General features: G+C 66.8%; 15 protein-coding genes. 9 read left to right on the forward strand and 6 right to left on the reverse strand.

Translation table 11 applies throughout. The features are described from left to right. Positions 1 to 54 precede the first annotated feature (54 nt). Positions 55 to 1,257 carry a benzoate/H(+) symporter BenE family transporter gene (locus tag D9V29_RS00435; RefSeq protein WP_121671352.1) on the forward strand — a complete coding sequence of 401 codons (1,203 nt, stop codon included), beginning with the start codon at positions 55 to 57 and terminating at the stop codon, positions 1,255 to 1,257. Continuing rightward, positions 1,254 to 2,531, forward strand: coding sequence for a GNAT family N-acetyltransferase (locus tag D9V29_RS00440; protein WP_121671353.1), 1,278 nt, complete (start codon positions 1,254 to 1,256; stop codon positions 2,529 to 2,531). Before D9V29_RS00435 ends, D9V29_RS00440 begins: the two co-directional genes overlap by 4 nt. A gap of 24 nt (positions 2,532 to 2,555) precedes the next feature. Here D9V29_RS00440 and D9V29_RS00445 read toward each other — a convergent pair whose 3' ends face one another. Both D9V29_RS00445 and D9V29_RS00450 read right to left on the reverse strand, forming a co-directional pair. After that, positions 2,556 to 3,254, reverse strand: coding sequence for an aminoglycoside phosphotransferase family protein (locus D9V29_RS00445; RefSeq protein WP_229790405.1), 699 nt, complete (start codon positions 3,252 to 3,254; stop codon positions 2,556 to 2,558). A 26-nt stretch (positions 3,255 to 3,280) separates the two neighbouring features. Beyond that, positions 3,281 to 4,048, reverse strand: coding sequence for an SDR family oxidoreductase (locus D9V29_RS00450; RefSeq protein ID WP_121671355.1), 768 nt, complete (start codon positions 4,046 to 4,048; stop codon positions 3,281 to 3,283). 145 nt (positions 4,049 to 4,193) lie between these two features. Between D9V29_RS00450 and D9V29_RS00455 the strand changes: the two genes are divergently transcribed. The 7 genes from D9V29_RS00455 (at position 4,194) to D9V29_RS00485 (ending at position 11,248) form a co-directional block, all read left to right on the forward strand. After that, positions 4,194 to 5,519 (forward strand): bifunctional o-acetylhomoserine/o-acetylserine sulfhydrylase, encoded by a 1,326-nt coding sequence (locus D9V29_RS00455; protein WP_121671356.1) that lies wholly within the window; start codon positions 4,194 to 4,196, stop codon positions 5,517 to 5,519. A 71-nt stretch (positions 5,520 to 5,590) separates the two neighbouring features. Continuing rightward, the gene (locus D9V29_RS00460) at positions 5,591 to 6,502 is read left to right on the forward strand and encodes an oxygenase MpaB family protein (protein ID WP_121671357.1); all 912 of its coding nucleotides are present in this window, start codon (positions 5,591 to 5,593) and stop codon (positions 6,500 to 6,502) included. 40 nt (positions 6,503 to 6,542) lie between these two features. Beyond that, positions 6,543 to 7,775: a homoserine O-acetyltransferase MetX gene (gene metX, locus D9V29_RS00465; RefSeq protein WP_121671358.1), complete on the forward strand. Its 1,233-nt coding sequence runs from the start codon at positions 6,543 to 6,545 to the stop codon at positions 7,773 to 7,775. A 71-nt stretch (positions 7,776 to 7,846) separates the two neighbouring features. Continuing rightward, a complete protein-coding gene (locus D9V29_RS00470) occupies positions 7,847 to 9,043 on the forward strand; it encodes a sensor histidine kinase (protein ID WP_121671359.1) in 1,197 nt (398 codons plus the stop codon). After that, positions 9,040 to 10,224, forward strand: a complete 1,185-nt coding sequence (locus tag D9V29_RS00475; RefSeq protein ID WP_121671360.1) for a phosphatidylglycerol lysyltransferase domain-containing protein — start codon at positions 9,040 to 9,042, stop codon at positions 10,222 to 10,224. The genes D9V29_RS00470 and D9V29_RS00475 overlap by 4 nt, the downstream gene beginning before the upstream one ends. Positions 10,225 to 10,250: 26 nt before the next feature. Beyond that, complete coding sequence (locus tag D9V29_RS00480; RefSeq protein WP_121671361.1) at positions 10,251 to 10,898, forward strand: response regulator transcription factor; 648 nt, start codon at positions 10,251 to 10,253, stop codon at positions 10,896 to 10,898. 44 nt (positions 10,899 to 10,942) lie between these two features. Further along, on the forward strand, positions 10,943 to 11,248 hold the full coding sequence (locus tag D9V29_RS00485; RefSeq protein ID WP_121671362.1) for a thiamine-binding protein: 306 nt from the start codon (positions 10,943 to 10,945) through the stop codon (positions 11,246 to 11,248). Here the strand turns inward: D9V29_RS00485 and D9V29_RS00490 are convergent. The 4 genes from D9V29_RS00490 to D9V29_RS00505 are packed head-to-tail and all read right to left on the reverse strand — an operon-like array spanning position 11,188 to position 15,265. After that, positions 11,188 to 12,465 (reverse strand): glycosyltransferase 87 family protein, encoded by a 1,278-nt coding sequence (locus D9V29_RS00490; protein ID WP_229790404.1) that lies wholly within the window; start codon positions 12,463 to 12,465, stop codon positions 11,188 to 11,190. The genes D9V29_RS00485 and D9V29_RS00490 overlap by 61 nt on opposite strands. Positions 12,466 to 12,490: 25 nt before the next feature. Next, complete coding sequence (locus D9V29_RS00495; protein ID WP_229790403.1) at positions 12,491 to 13,978, reverse strand: FAD-dependent oxidoreductase; 1,488 nt, start codon at positions 13,976 to 13,978, stop codon at positions 12,491 to 12,493. Continuing rightward, on the reverse strand, positions 13,975 to 14,847 hold the full coding sequence (locus tag D9V29_RS00500; protein ID WP_121671365.1) for an FAD:protein FMN transferase: 873 nt from the start codon (positions 14,845 to 14,847) through the stop codon (positions 13,975 to 13,977). Before D9V29_RS00500 ends, D9V29_RS00495 begins: the two co-directional genes overlap by 4 nt. Further along, the gene (locus tag D9V29_RS00505; RefSeq protein ID WP_121671515.1) at positions 14,837 to 15,265 is read right to left on the reverse strand and encodes an FMN-binding protein; all 429 of its coding nucleotides are present in this window, start codon (positions 15,263 to 15,265) and stop codon (positions 14,837 to 14,839) included. The genes D9V29_RS00500 and D9V29_RS00505 overlap by 11 nt, the downstream gene beginning before the upstream one ends. Positions 15,266 to 15,303: the final 38 nt, after the last annotated feature.

Here is a 15,303-nt window from a genome sequence, read left to right on the forward strand (position 1 = left end):
AGCCTACGGTGCCGGAACATCCGGAGTTGGCAGGACGAGCCCCCAGCGGACAGGATGAGAATCATCGCACGCAGACCGCGCCCGCCTGAGCCCAGAGGATCCGTCATTCTCCAACCCATCTCCGCCGGGGTCGTTGCGGCCATCACCGGGTTCGCCACCTCGTTCGCGCTCGTCATCGCGGGCCTCCGCGCCGTCGGTGCGAGCGACGCGCAAGCGTCATCGGGACTGCTCGCTCTCTGCCTCGTCGTCGGGATCACCAGCATCGTGCTGACCTGGTTCCTGCGCATTCCGCTGTCATTCGCGTGGTCGACGCCGGGTGCCGCACTGCTGCTCGCAGCAGGCACGGGATCCGCAAGCTTCGCGTCCGCCGTCGGTGCCTTCCTCGTCTGTGCCGTGCTGATCGTCCTCTGCGGACTCTGGTCGCCCCTGGCACGCGCCATCACCCGGATCCCGAAGCCCCTGGCATCCGCGATGCTCGCCGGCATTCTTTTTCCCATCTGCCTCGCGCCGATCCAGGCATCGGTCGAACTGCCCCTGCTCGGCCTGCCGATCGTCGTGACGTGGCTGGTCCTGTACCGGTTCGCGCAACGGTGGGCCGTGCCAGGGGCGATGGCCGTCGCCGCTGTGGCGATCGGGCTCACGGCGGGAACGGATTGGCTCGATGCGGCAACGCTCGCTCCCTCACTGACCTTCGTCACGCCCGAATTCGACCCGGCTGTGGTGCTCAGTCTCGGGATTCCTCTCTTCATCGTGACGATGGCCGGGCAGAACGTGCCGGGCGTCATTGTGATGTCCACCTTCGGATACACGGTTCCCACCCGTGCGGCACTGATGGGGTCAGGCGCGGCATCCGGGCTCGGGGCGCTTTTCGGCGGTCACGTCATCAACCTCGCCGCGATCACGGCCGCCCTCATGGCGAGCCCGGAGGCACATCCCGACCGCAACAAACGGTGGATCGCGTCGTTCACCGCAGGCATCGTCTACCTGGTACTCGGGCTCGGGGCCGGAGTGGCGACGGCACTCGTCGCCGCGTCTCCGCCCATCATCATCACCGCCGTTGCCGGGCTCGCCGTCCTCGGCGCCCTCGTGGCGTCACTGACCGGAGCTCTCGAGGACCCGGATTCCCGGCTCCCGGCGATCGCGACGTTCCTCGTCGTCGCATCCGGAATCGTCGTCCTGGGAGTGGGGAGCGCGTTCTGGGGTCTCCTCGTCGGCGCTGTCGTTCTCATCACGCTTCGCCGTAGGGTTTCGGTGTGAGCACAATCGACGACAGCTATGACATCCGCCGTTTCACCCCATCGGGCACCGAGGTCAACGCCGAGACCCGTGGCTGGCTGCAGGCCGAAACCCAGGGCTTCCATTCCAAGAGATACACCGAAGCCTCCCTCGTACGTGTGTCGGAAGCGCTGCTCACCGACGGCCAGACGCTCACCGGCGCGTACCCGGTATCCCGCCGGGAGCCGTCGCTTCCCGCCGAGTATCCCGTCGCCACGTTCTCGTCGTTCGCCAAATCCCTGAACGTGGGTGGCGGTCACCTCGTGCCCGCGCATCTCATCTCGGCGGTCACGGTCCGGCCAACCCACCGCAGACGGGGACTGCTCCGGCGGATGATGACCGAGAACCTGGCCATCGCCGCGGCCGACGGTTTCGCGATCGCCGCGCTCACGGCATCCGAGGCGACGATCTATCGCCGGTTCGGGTTCGGTCCTGCCGCGTGGACGCGCAGCGTCTCCCTCGCGACCGACGCACGCTTCCGCCTGCTCACCGAGCCTTCCGGCACGTGCGAGCAGATCGAGGCGCTCGAACTGACCGACATCGGACCGCGCGTCTTCGCACGGTTCCACGAGACCCAGACCGGATCGGTCGACCGCCACGTCGGCATCTGGCACGCCATCACCGGTCTCGTCGATTCGGACGGCAACGAGGACCGCAGCGTGCGAGCCGCCCTCCACTACGACACGAGCGGCACCGTCGACGGGTACGTCTCCTACCGGGTGGCCGGGGATCCCCTCGCCGTCGACGTGATCGACCTCGTCGCCGCCGACGACAACGCCGCGCTCGGACTGTGGCAGTACCTCGCGTCGATCGACCTGACCGAGAAGGTCACCTGGAACCAGGCCCGGCTCGATGAACCCCTCGCCTGGGCGCTCGAGAACCCGCGACTGCTCACCGTCACCGCTGAGCAGGACTGGCTGTGGCTGCGCATTCTCAACCCGATCGCCGCGCTCGAGGCGAGGCCGTACTCGTCTCCCGGCAAGATCGTCATGCAGATCACCGACCCGCTCGGGCACGCATCAGGCACATTCCGGCTGACGGTGACGGATGCCGGTGCTCACGTCACGAGAGACGATGCGGCCACCGCTGATGTCACGCTCGATGCCTGGGTGCTCGGCTCGATCTATCTCGGTGGGGCAGACCCGCTCACCCTCGGTGCCGCCGGTCAGATCATCGAGCACGTCGCAGGCGCGTTACGCACGCTGCGCCGGTTGCTCTCCGCCGACCAGCCGGTATACGGAATCACACCGTTCTGACGTCGCACGGACCCCGGGACATATCTACAGCCACCCGGCCAGATACCGGGCATCCCGTTCGTACGCGACGGCTTCGGCGCGCAATTGCGGTTTGAAGAGTTCGTCGGCCTTGACGATCGAGAATTCCGCGAGGTCGAACAGTCGGGTCACCGCCACCCGGACGACGTCCAGCCATGAAGCATCCGACCCGTACTCGGCGAGGATCAGTTCGATCCTGCGCCTCGCATCGTCCGGTCCCGGCGCCCCTTCGGGAGGTGAAGCGGTCAGCGGGCACGCCCTCGTCGCGAAGTACGCCAGGTCCCAGATCCGCGGGCCCGGCGAGCACATATCGAAATCGATGGCGCCGAGAATCCGTCCCTCATCGTTGAAGGCGAGGTTGTGCGGAGCGAAATCGTTGTGGCAGATCACCTCCGCGGGAACCTTGGCGCTCGATTGCCAGGTCGCGGTGTCGACGGCGAAACCGACCGACGCGTCGTGGAGGCGGCGGAGCATCCGTGCACCGTCGACCAGTACGGAGTCCTCCCAGACCCAGGCCGGCAACGGATAGACCGGCACCGTGCCGTGGAGGTAGCTGAGCACTTCGCGATCGTCGTCGATACCGAGGGGTTCCGGCGCCCAGTCGATCCCGTTGCGGGCGATGTAGCGCAGGTAGCGGTGCACCGTCGGTGTCCACGGGCCCGCGGTCCGGAGGACGGTGTCGCCTTTCCGTTCCACGGAGTTCATGTTGCCTCCCGCCAGCGGCCCGTCCATCAGCCGGCGCTCATCTGGAGGCTCCCGCGAATCACCTTGTGCGGCGCCGCCTGCGCGACGGGCTTCACGGTGATCGAGTCGACGTTAATGTGGGCGGGCAGTTCGACGGTTGACACGATCGTCGTCGCGATGTCGTCAGCGCTGAGCGGGTTCTCCACGTCGCGATAGACGGCATCCGCCTTCTCCCGGTCGCCGCCGAACCGCACGAGCGAGAACTCCTCGGTCTGCACCATGCCCGGCGCCACTTCGATCACCCGGATCGGCTCGCCGGCAAGCTCGAGCCGCAGCACCTGCAGCAGGGCCCGCTGGGCGAACTTGGCTGCGTTGTATCCCCCGCCACCTTCGTAGGCGACGACTCCGGCGATCGACGTGATGCCGACGATGGTCGCGGACTCCTGCTGCCGGAGAAGGGGAAGCAGAGCAGAGATCACCCGCTTCGTTCCGAGAACATTGACGTCGAACATCCGCGCCCAGTCGTCGGGGTCTCCCGTCTCGACAGAGTCCATTCCGAAGGCACCGCCTGCATTGCAGATGAGCGCGGTCGCACCACCGGATGCCGCAACGAAGTCCCGCAGAGCGTCGACATCCGCCTGCGCCGTCACGTCAGCGACGAAGATGTCAGCCCCGGTCTCGGCGGCGAGCGCCTCCAGCCGGTCGGCCCGGCGGGCGACACCGATCACTTCCCACCCGTGAGCCCGGAACAGCCGCACGGTCGCGGCTCCGATCCCTGAACTCGCCCCGGTCACGACAACGCGTTGTGCACTCATGGGACCAGCCTAGAACGCCAGCGTTACGTCATATTTCACAACCGTTGTCGCGCACCGCCAACCTGCCTAGGCTCGACTCAGGGCAACCACCCGCCGTACTCATTCACCCGCCTTCTCCACCCGAACCCGAAACGAGGGACTTCTCATGGCCGATTCCAACGCCGACTGGCAGTTCGAAACCAAGCAGATCCACTCCGGCGCCGCTCCAGACCCCACCACCAAGGCGCGTGCAACGCCGATCTACCAGACCACGAGCTACGTGTTCGACAGTGCAGACCACGCGAAGAATCTGTTCGCTCTCGCCGAGTTCGGCAACATCTACACCCGGATCCAGAACCCGACCCAGGCCGTCGTCGAGGAGCGCGTCGCCGCGCTCGAAGGGGGCACTGGCGCCCTCCTCCTCGCATCGGGCCAGGCTGCATCGACGTTCTCGATCCTGAACATCGCCCAGGCCGGCGACCACATCGTCTCGTCATCGTCGATCTACGGCGGAACCTACAACCTGTTCAAGTACACCCTCGCGAAGCTCGGCATCGAGACGACCTTCGTCGAGGACCAGGACGACGCAGACGAATGGCACCGTGCCATCCGCCCGAACACGAAGGCGTTCTTCGCCGAGACGATCGGCAACCCGCGGATCAACATCCTCGACATCGCCCTGGTGTCGAGCATCGCCCACGAGGCGGGCATCCCGCTCATCGTCGACAACACCATCGCAACGCCGTACCTCATCCGGCCGTTCGAGCACGGCGCAGACATCATCGTGCACTCGGCGACGAAGTTCCTCGGCGGGCACGGCACGGTCATCGGCGGAGTCATCGTCGACGGCGGGACATTCGAGTGGTCCAAGAACGTCGAGAAGTTCCCCGGCCTGACCGAGCCGGACCCGTCCTACCACGGCGCGAGCTACACCACCGCCGTCGGCGACGCGCTCGCGTACATCATCAAGGCCCGTGTGCAGTTGCTCCGCGACCTCGGTTCGGCGATCGCCCCTGCGAGTGCCTGGCAGCTCATCCAGGGCATCGAGACGCTGTCGCTCCGCATCGAACGTCACGTGCAGAACGCGCAGGAGATCGCCGAGTGGCTCGACTCTCACCCCGACATCGCGAGCGTGAACTACTCGGGGCTGCCGTCGAGCCCGTGGTACGCCGCCGCGAACAAGTACGCCCCCAAGGGTGTCGGTGCCGTCCTCTCGTTCGAACTCAAGGGCGGTGTCGACGCCGGTCGCGAACTCGTCAACACGCTCAGCCTGTTCTCGCACCTTGCGAACATCGGTGACGTGCGATCCCTCGTCATCCACCCCGCGTCGACGACCCACTCCCAGCTGACCCCCGAGCAGCAGCTCACCACAGGCGTCACGCCGGGGCTGGTGCGGCTCTCGGTCGGGCTGGAGAACGTTGCGGACCTCAAGGCCGACCTCGAGCAGGGGCTCGCAGCCGCTCGCGCCGTCGTCGTCGCCGCCCGCGGCTAACTAGCTGAACCTTTACTGTGGCGGTCCCGCACGGGGCCGCCACAGTCGTTTTCGCGGGTTACGCTCGAGAAATGAGCCGGTTCACCGACACGTGGCGATCCCACCTCCTCACCACCCTGTCCGGTTCGAGCGATGGCACGCCACCCTGGGTGGACCGGATCGAAGAAGGATCGGATGCCGGCTACTTCGGCCCCGGTTCCGCATCGTGGGTCGTGCACGGCGGTCTCGCAACGATGGTCGCCGGAATCCGGGCACTGCTGCTCCAGACACTGCATCCGGGCGCCATGGCTGGGGTTCACGACTGGTCGAGGTACCGCGAGGACCCGCTCGGCCGGTTGTCCGGCACCATCCAATGGCTGATCACTGTCACGTTCGCAGACACCGAGACGGCACAACGGGAATCGGTGCGGGTCGGCCGATTCCACGACCGGGTCAGGGGAACATACACCGACACCTCCGGCGGCATCCATGAGTACTCCGCCGGCGACCCCGAACTGCTCCGCTGGGTGCATGTCGTCTTCACCGACTCTTTCCTCGCCTGCCACACCCTCTGGGGCGACCCCATCCCCGGCGGAGCGGATTCCTACGTCCGGGAGTGGGCCACCGCGGGCGAGCTCGTCGGCGTCTCGAACCCGCCCCGCTCCTCCGCCGAACTCGCCGACTCGCTGGCGGCGTTCCGTGACGCCGGAGTCCTGCAATCCGACGATCGTGTGACCGAAGCCGTTCGATTCATCCGCAACCCGCCGCTCCGCCGGTCGATGATGCCTGCGTACCGCATCATGTTCGCCGGCGCGGTAGCATCCATCCCCGCGGAATACCGGAGGATGCTCGGGCTCCGCCGGTCCCCGCTGCCTGTCCTCACCGCCACACGGATCGTGCTCGGGGCCGTGCGCCGGGTTCTCGGCGGCTCATCCACATCCGAGGATGCCGCGCGGCGTCGCCTCGCCCGCCTGGCTGCAGACGCGTCCACCGGGCCGTCGTAACACTGCTCACCGCTCCCAGCGGAACGGAGAGAATGGACGCATGGACTGGCAGACACCCGAAGACACGGTTCCGTCCAGCTTCATCACCGAGGAGCTGGCACGACATCTGCTCGGCAAACCGCCGGCAACCGGTGCCTGGCGTGACGGCGACCCTGCCGGGTCCCGGCTCTTCGCCGACCTCGGCCCGTTCGACTTCGAAGCCGGCGGGCACCTGCCGCACGTCCGGCTCGCCTACGAGACCCACGGCACACTCACCGCTGAGCGCGACAACGCGATCCTCATCACCCACGCGCTCACCGGCGACAGCCACGTCCTCGGTGACGCCGGCAACGGGCACGCCACAGCGGGGTGGTGGAACGGCATCGTCGGACCTGGCCTCGCCATCGACACCGACGAGTGGTTCGTCGTCACACCCAACATGCTCGGGGGCTGCCAGGGTTCGACCGGCCCAGCGTCGTTCGCGCCCGACGGGTACGAGTGGTCGTCCCGGTTCCCGTACACCACCATTCGTGACCAGGTGCGGGCACAGGCGCTCCTGGCCGACTCCCTCGGCATCGACCGCTGGGCTGCCGTCGTCGGCGGCTCCGCCGGAGGAATGCACGCGCTCGAGTGGGGCGTCGGCTACCCGGACCGCGTCGCCCGGCTCGCCGTCCTCGCCGCACCACCACACACGACGGCCGATCAGATTGCCCTCAACTCGGTCCAGATCGAAGCGATCAGAACCGACCCGTTGTTCGCGGGTGGCCACTACTACGACGCGCAGGACGGCGATGGTCCTCACCGGGGACTCGCCCTCGCCCGGCGGATGGCACTGCTGAACTACCGGAGCCCATCGGAACTCAACTCGCGATTCAGCCGCACCTGGCAGTCGGCGATCAGCCCGCTCGGCGACGGCGGCAAGTACGCGGTCGAGTCGTACATCGACTTCCACGGCAACAAATTCACCCGCCGGTTCGACGCCAACAGCTACATCACGCTCGTCGAGGCCATGAACTCGCACGACATCGGACGTGGCAGGGGCGGTATGGACGCGGCGCTCGCCGACGTGACCGCAACCACACTCGTCCTCGGCATCGACTCCGACCGGCTGTTCCCGCTGGAGGGACAACGCGCGATTGCCCGCGGCATCCGCACCAATATCGACGGCGACCAGCCCGCCGTCATCACGTCGGACTTCGGGCACGACGGCTTCCTGATCGAAGCGGATGCTGTCAGCGCGCACCTGCGCCGGCTCCTCGACACTGCCGACCGGCGCGCCGCGTGGGCCTCCTGACCCCCTGGTCCCTCTAGACTGCTCGACATGATTGGCTCTCACGACCCGCGCTGCGCCGCGCGAGCCGGGACATGAGCCCGTCCCGCCTGAGCGCCGAGGAACGCGACCGGTTCTCATGGCAGCTCGCCCGGCTGCTCTATCGCACCACCCGCCTGTTCGGGCTCACCGGCAGCCTCGTGGCCGCGGTCTGCATTTCTCTCCCCGGTGCGCTTCCCCCGGCGAACACCGTGGGGTGCCTCGCTCTCATCGGCGCGCTCGCCGCAACGCAGGTCGCCATGACCCACAGGCCAAGCCCGCTGTGGATGGTCCTCGCGTTCTCGATCGGCCTGACCCTCATCGCGGCGATCTACATCCCTGTGAACGGCGTGCTCAACATGGCGACGGGAGCAGCCGTCGGCGCCATCGCCGCCTGGGGGATCGGGTCGATGGCCACGATCCTGGTGTCATCGTGGGGCCAGCTCCTGTGTTTGATGGCGGGCTTTCTCAGCACGATCGGATTCCTGCTCGCCCTGAGCCAGAACGCCACCGGTCGGATGCCGTCCCTCATCATCCTCGTGACGAGTGGCTGGGCGATCTCGACACTCTTCGGGTACTGGCTCCGCTCCAGCTTCCCGCGCGTCATGCGGCGCGTGTCGAGTATCGGGCGGGCCCACAACATCGAGCGCCGAGCCAGCGAGACCGAGGCACAGCGGCACCGCGACGCCCGCCTGCTGCACGACACCGTACTCGCTACCCTGACTCTCCTCGCCCATTCCGGGGTCGGCGTTCCCGCGGAATCCATGCGAGCGCAGGCCGAATCCGATCGCGCACTCCTCAAACGGCTGCGCCTCGGTGAAACGCCCCAACCCCGCTCGTCCGGCGAGTACACCCTCACGAACACCGCCGAGCTCGCACTCGGCGGGACACTCGAAGCGCTCAAAGGCCGTTTCGGCTCCATGGGCCTGGATATCGACTGGCATGGATCGGGACAGATCGGCCTGCCCGGTCGGAAACTCGAGGCGTTCATCCTCGCGTTGTCCGAGTGCCTCGAGAACGTCCGCAGGCATTCGGGAGTCAGCGACGCACACGTCACACTGAGCGACGACGGCGAGATTGTCCGCGGTGTCGTGACCGATGCCGGCAGTGGGTTCGATCCGACGATCGTTGCGGACGGCAAGCTCGGCTTCGCCGATTCCGTCGTCGCCCGGGTTCGAGACGCCGGAGGCAGCGTCCGCGTCTTCAGCGCGCCGGACGCCGGCACGACCGTCGTGCTGGAGATGCCGAAATGAGCCGCTCAAGCCCGAACCAGCGGCGCCCTGGTCGCACCGAATCAGCGCGGGCAACGCTCGGCGCCAGCCAGCTCGGTACCTCCCTCGCCATCGCGGGAGCGGTTCTGATCCTCGCCGCGTTCGGCCGGTTCTGTGTGTCGTTCACCGAGTTCACGTATCCCCTGACCAGCGCCGGCGCCTGGCTTCTGCTGTTCATCACCTCGGTCATCACGATCCTCCGGGTCCGGGCAAGCGGGTACCTGTTGCGCAACCTGGCTTTCGCGATGCTTCTGGCGAGTCTCTCGGTCGTCGTTGCGCTCGATCTCGTCGCCGCGTGGAGCGCCGCTGCCCACGGGGTCTACCCCACAGCGGCGATCGCAGCGGGAGGAGTACTGCTGGGGATCGTCACGCTCCGGTCGGTGCCGGACGTGGCGATCAGCTCGGGCATCCTCGGTGTGGTTCTTCTCGGTTCCCTCGTCTTCCGCCCCGACCTGACGTCGTTCGCGTCGGCGATCAACACGCTCCTCACCGCGTTCGCGATAGCACCGCCGCTGATCGCCTGCGTCATCGTCGCGTCGTACCGTCGCATGGTCCTCATGGCGCTCGACCGCGTGTTGATCCAGAGCACGGTCGCGGCGCCGGCCTTCGGGGTCAGCATGCTCGAGTCAGATGAACTCGCGAGTGTCGACCTCGAGGTGGAACAGCTCTTCGATGACATCTCGTCAGGCCGCGAGCCGCTCCCGCTCGAACCCGAGCGCGCCAAACGGGCCGGGGAGTTGTCGACGGTGCTTCGTCGTCACCTCGTCGCTGGTCGCAACCACACCTGGCTGCACCACGCGATCGCTGAATCGGACTTCCTCTCCGGTTCGGTGGAGATCCGCGACGATGAAGCCCTCGCCGCGCTTCTCGACCAGGGCCAGCGGGACGGTCTTCTCTCCGCGCTGTGGCTACTCATGTACGGGGAGCAGCGCACCGCACGGAACGCCGTTCTCACTCTTGGGCCCGCCGTCCCCGTGACCCCGGGAGGTCGGCAGCGACTGCGGTTCCCGATCACGATCGAAGCGAGCGGCATGCGCCGCGTCGATGTCGAACCCGCCACATGGCAGCACCTCGGTCGTGCAGGGCGCTATGTTGATACAACGACTTCGGGCGCGCTTATGGTCGTGATCGAGTGCACGGTCGACAGTCCGATCGATCAATGAACCGTGGACACCAGAGGAGAAACCAGATGAGCAGCGCGGAAACCCCCATACGTCTTGCGATCGTCGATGATCACAAAATGCTCCTCGGGGCGCTGACGGAATGGATCCGCGGGGCAGCAAGCGACATCCGCATGGTTGCCGCCCTTCCCACCTGGCCGGAACTGCTGACGCATCCTGAGTTCCCCGTCGACGTCGTCTTGCTCGACCTCGACCTCAAAGACAACATCCCGGTGTCGCTCAAGCTGTCGATCCTCAAGACGACCGGCGTGAAGACGGTCCTGATGAGCACGTACTCCGACCCGGCCGTTGTCCGCGAAGCACTCGCATCCGGCGCGCTCGGCTACCTCGTCAAGACCGAGGATCCGACGATGATCGTCGAAGCCATTCGCGCGGCGTACATCGGCGAATCGTTCATCTCCCACGAACTCGACATCGCCCTCAACGCCACGACGACGGGCGCGCCGAAGCTCAGCGCACAGGAGCGCCGCGTGATGGCGTTGTATGCCGCGGGCGAACCGGTGAAGTCAGTTGCTTACGAGCTCGGGATCTCCGAAGAGACAGCGAAGAGCTACCTCAAGCGCATCAGGGAGAAGTACCGTGCATCGGGCTTCGACGTGGGAACCAAGGTCGCCCTCCGCAAGCGTGCGATCCTCGACGGCATCATTCTCGACTGACCCGAAGCTACCCGCTTCTCCTCCGACGGTGGGAGGATGACTGAATGCTCGTATCATTCTCAGTCGCACCATCCGGAACCGGCCGCGCCGACGCATCCGTCCACGACGCGGTTGCCGCCGCCGTCCGGGTCGTTCGCGATTCGGGTCTCCCGAACTCCACCGACGCCATGTTCACCACGATCGAGGGTGACTGGGACGAGGTGTTCGACGTCATCAAACGAGCGACAGATGCCGCCGGCCAGTTCGGGTCGCGGGTCTCACTCGTGCTCAAGGCGGATATCCGCCCGGGCTATTCCGGTGAACTGACCGCCAAGGTCGATCGGCTGGAACGGGCTCTCAACGAGGACTGACCGGCCCTCGCGATATCGAACAGTGCCCAGCCGAGCACGGCGAAGAAGATCACATTCCGCACACTGAGCACGGCTACCATCGCCGGTTCAGCGGACAGCAGCCCGACGTAAAGGTACGGGTACACCACTTGGGTGAGAGCGGCGAGCACCAGGACCGTCACCGCCGGCGTGGCGAACGCTCGCCCCCGGTAGACGAGCCCGACAATCACCGGGGCGACCAGCCAGGTCTGGAACTGGGGCGACCCCACCTTATTGAACGTGATCAGCACGAGAACGAGGGCGAGCGCGAACGAGGGGAGCAACCGGACGACGGATGCCCCGTTCCGTGAGGCCAGGACCCCGGCGAACACGGTTCCGGCGACAGCGACACCGAGCAGAGGGGTCATGACGAGCGCGGCAGCGGCGACGCCGGGGCCGGTGACCTGGAAGGTGAGAATCTGGTCGTCGTAGTAGATGAAGCTTCCGGGGACGTCCGCTGCCGCAAGCCACAGGTACGGAGTCGCCACGGGAGCCTCGATCTGCAGCCCCCTCCCGGTCTGCTCGGTGACGAACCCGAACAGGTACTCGCCGCCCCCGAGCACGACAACGACGACCGCAATTCCGGCGCTCGTTGCTGCTCCCGCCAGGAGGATCGCCAAGCGCGAGCGGGATGCCACCAGCAGGGCACCGATGAGCGCCGCCGGCCAGACCTTCATCCAGGTGGCAAGCGCGAGCAGAACGCCAGCGACGAACGGATGCTTCGACACGAGCAGAAGTGCGACAACGGCGATCGGGACGGTGATGGAATCGATCCGCGCGAGGGCGATCGGTCCGAGAAGCGCGATGAATGCTAGCCACCACCATGCGGCGGCCTCACGGCGTCTCGATGTCCCTCGGCCGAGCAACACGGCGAACGCCGCCGCGTTCGCCACCGTCACGAGGACGAGCCAGACGTGACCGTAGGCGTCAGCGCCGAATCCCATGGCAGCGAGCATCGGCACGATCGCCGCGATCGGGTACACCCACGAGGAGTCGATTCCGACGACGGGTCCGCCGCCGAGCGCCTGTTCCACCCAGGGCCGGTAGACGAGGGTCACGTCTCCGAGCGGGAGGCCGATGGCATATTCGCCGACGCCCGTGCCTGGCAGTCCGAGACAGATCCAGCCGACGACAGCGTGCACGAGAACGAAAGCCACCCAGACGTCGATACGCCTGGCTCCCGCTCTGAGCTTGTCCACCGGCTTCATCCTAGGCGGAGGGACGTCAGTATCCGGAGAACGCGTCGGTCTTCGCCCGTCTTCCTGCGACGTCCCTGAGGGCACCGACCAGTCCTGGCGGCCCCGAGATGAAGATCCGCCGCTCGTCGAGATCGGGAATCGCCGCCGCGAGCCGATCCCCCGTCAACCGGCCGGGGCCGAGGTACGTCCACCCGAGCGGAAGCACGTCCGGTGGTTCAGGCGCGGCGAGCAGCACCCGGACGCCCAGGCGTTCGAGCTGGTCCAGGTAGGCGATCTCGGTCGAATCCGGCACCGCGTAGACGAGCACAATGTCCCGCGCTTTCCCCGCGGCAGCGTCCTCGAGCTGACTGATGAACGGCGTGATTCCGATGCCGGCGGCGATCAGACCGAGCGGCACCCCGGAATCCGACGGAAGACGGAAGTCGCCCCACACCCCGGTGGCGGTGACCCGGTCACCCGGCTCGAGCCGCGACAGCGCCTTCTTGAAACTGCTGCCTGGGTCGTGCTCCCGATACGCGATCGTCAGCGTCTCGGCCGCCGGCACAGACGACATCGAGAACATTCGCCGAGCACCTCGCCGGTCGGCTGAGGGATGCGGGAGGGAGAGCTCGAGATACTGCCCGGCCGTGAAGACGACCGGCTTCTCCGGCCGGAACCTCAACTCGACAACGGTCGGTGTCAACCTCGACCTCGATTCGAACACGAGACGGATGCCTCGGCGCTGGCCGGCGACGAACGCCAGCAGGTTACCGACGACGAGCGCCAGCTCGGGAGTGGAAAACACCGGTCCGATACTGAACGGGACGGAGAACAGGACGCCGACGATCGCCGCCTCCGCGAGCTGCTGCCATCGCTTCGGAGGAAGAGTCAGCGGCTCCGTCAGCATGAACACGGCGAAGAAGAGGACGGGATACGACGTGAAGACGGTGGCAAGGTCAGCGACAGCACCGCCTCCGGTCAACAGTCGCACCGACAGCAGAACCGCGCTGACGGCGATGAAGACGCCCGCGAGCGCGACTCGTCGCGTCCGGTACAACACCAGGAACCCGGCGAGGACGACTGCGGGGAGCATCGCGCCGCTCGCCACCCACCACCAGCTCACCCCGAGCCCCGTGACGCCGACGACGACGGCACCGATCGCCGCCGGGTTGAAAATGTGCCTGCGCCTCACGGCGAGGAGATACTTCGACGCCGTCGCAACGATGGCGGCGACGGCCGTGCCGGCGAGGTCGGCCGGCTCGATGCTGGGACGGAAGATGAAGAACAGCAGCAAACCGGTGATCATCGCGGACTCGGGGTGTGACGTGACGCGGAAGATCCGGGACACCAACCAGCTTGAGCCCATGCTCACCCCGACGGCGACGGCAAAACCAGCCGCAAGCTCCAGCGGTGTGAAGAACAGGGCGCCGGTCAGCGACAGGACACCGCTGAGAACGGCGAGAGCGACGAGAAGCACGGTGACGAGCCGGTACATGCTCACCCGGCCCAGCGCGGTCTCCAGGCGCCGTCTCAACTGAACACCTCCCCCGGAAATCCGGGTGACCGTTCGATCCGGCCGCTGGTCAGCATCCGGAGCCCCTCAGCATCGAAGGACGAAACGATGGCTCCTGGTGGTTCGAAGAACAACGCGGTCGCGAGACCGTCTGCGGTTGCCGCATCGCTCGCCGTCGCCCACGTCGCGACGACGGTGTCGACGGGAGATCCCGTGCGTCCGTCGATCACGTGGTGAAGACCGTTCCCCCACATCCGCCGATTCGTCGCGGATGCACACAGCGCACCGGAGGCCAGGGTCACGACCCCGATCGCGAGAGCGGGATCGTACGGATGCTCGAGCGCCACCCGGATCGGCTGCCCACGATGGGCGATATCACCCGAGGCGTCCACCGTGAACGTCCCGTGTCCCGCCTCGGCGAGAATATCGGCAACCCTGTCGACGAGATAACCTTTGCCCACCGCACCGATGTCGATGGTGATCGGTGTCGTCACATCCACCACAGATCCTGTGACACGGAGCACGTTCTTCACGTTCGGCGCCGGGACGCTCGGTCCGGACGCAGCGACGAACGAGTACGTTGCGTCATACCCGAGCCGGCTGAGCGCGTCGCCGATCACGGGAGTGACCGCACCATCCGTCACCGCCGTCAGCCGCTCGAACAGTTCGAACAGTGGTTGAGCGTCGGGACCGAAGTCTCTGCTGCCCGCGCTGAGCGCCAGTTCCGAGACGGCCGAGTCCGCCCGGAACCGTGACCAGATGGCATCGAAGCGTTCGATGCGGTCCTCGACCCGGCTCGCTGTATCGGCCTCGATCGGTTCGTCGCAATCGATCTGCCAGCTGGTCCCGATCGCGTCGAAGACGAGCCGGGTCGACTGCTCAGCTCGCATCGGCCCTGATCTTGTCGAGTGCTTCGTTGAAGCCTCCGCTGGTCAGCGAGGACCCCGCGACCTTCGATACGTCGAGGTCCGCGATGCTCCTGCCGACGGCGATGTCGTCGATGTTCTCGATGAACTCGCCCTGGAATTTTTTCGCGTTCGGGCTCCCGCCCGAACCGGTCACCTCAAGCTCGGTGATCGTATTGTCCGCCAGAGTGAGCGTGACCGTGACGGATTCGGCGCCACCGGGAGACTGATAGCCGCCATCTGCCGTGTATGAACCGTCGGCGTAGTCGGGCGTCGCTTCCCCGCCTGCTGACGTGGGTTCTGGTCCCGGCTCCGCTGCCCCGGAGGAGCAGCCCGCCAGTGGTACGACAGCAGCCAGTCCGGCGAGCAGCACCCCGATGCCGTTGCGGGTTCGAGTTCTCATGGTGTGTCCTCCGGTACGTGAAGCGGTTCCCGGCCGTT

This window comes from Mycetocola manganoxydans, assembly GCF_003667545.1.
GTDB lineage: Bacteria > Actinomycetota > Actinomycetes > Actinomycetales > Microbacteriaceae > Mycetocola_A > Mycetocola_A manganoxydans.

Bases quoted from the DNA above. Each gene is read 5' to 3' on its own strand.
- D9V29_RS00455 (WP_121671356.1), top strand. From the start codon at position 4,194: ATGGCCGATTCCAACGCCGACTGGCAGTTCGAAACCAAGCAGATCCAC.
- D9V29_RS00485 (WP_121671362.1), top strand. From the start codon at position 10,943: ATGCTCGTATCATTCTCAGTCGCACCATCCGGAACCGGCCGCGCCGAC.
- D9V29_RS00445 (WP_229790405.1), bottom strand. From the start codon at position 3,254: ATGAACTCCGTGGAACGGAAAGGCGACACCGTCCTCCGGACCGCGGGC.
- D9V29_RS00480 (WP_121671361.1), top strand. From the start codon at position 10,251: ATGAGCAGCGCGGAAACCCCCATACGTCTTGCGATCGTCGATGATCAC.
- D9V29_RS00470 (WP_121671359.1), top strand. From the start codon at position 7,847: ATGAGCCCGTCCCGCCTGAGCGCCGAGGAACGCGACCGGTTCTCATGG.
- D9V29_RS00475 (WP_121671360.1), top strand. From the start codon at position 9,040: ATGAGCCGCTCAAGCCCGAACCAGCGGCGCCCTGGTCGCACCGAATCA.
- D9V29_RS00505 (WP_121671515.1), bottom strand. From the start codon at position 15,265: ATGAGAACTCGAACCCGCAACGGCATCGGGGTGCTGCTCGCCGGACTG.
- metX (WP_121671358.1), top strand. From the start codon at position 6,543: ATGGACTGGCAGACACCCGAAGACACGGTTCCGTCCAGCTTCATCACC.
- D9V29_RS00500 (WP_121671365.1), bottom strand. From the start codon at position 14,847: ATGCGAGCTGAGCAGTCGACCCGGCTCGTCTTCGACGCGATCGGGACC.
- D9V29_RS00450 (WP_121671355.1), bottom strand. From the start codon at position 4,048: ATGAGTGCACAACGCGTTGTCGTGACCGGGGCGAGTTCAGGGATCGGA.
- D9V29_RS00435 (WP_121671352.1), top strand. From the start codon at position 55: ATGAGAATCATCGCACGCAGACCGCGCCCGCCTGAGCCCAGAGGATCC.
- D9V29_RS00460 (WP_121671357.1), top strand. From the start codon at position 5,591: ATGAGCCGGTTCACCGACACGTGGCGATCCCACCTCCTCACCACCCTG.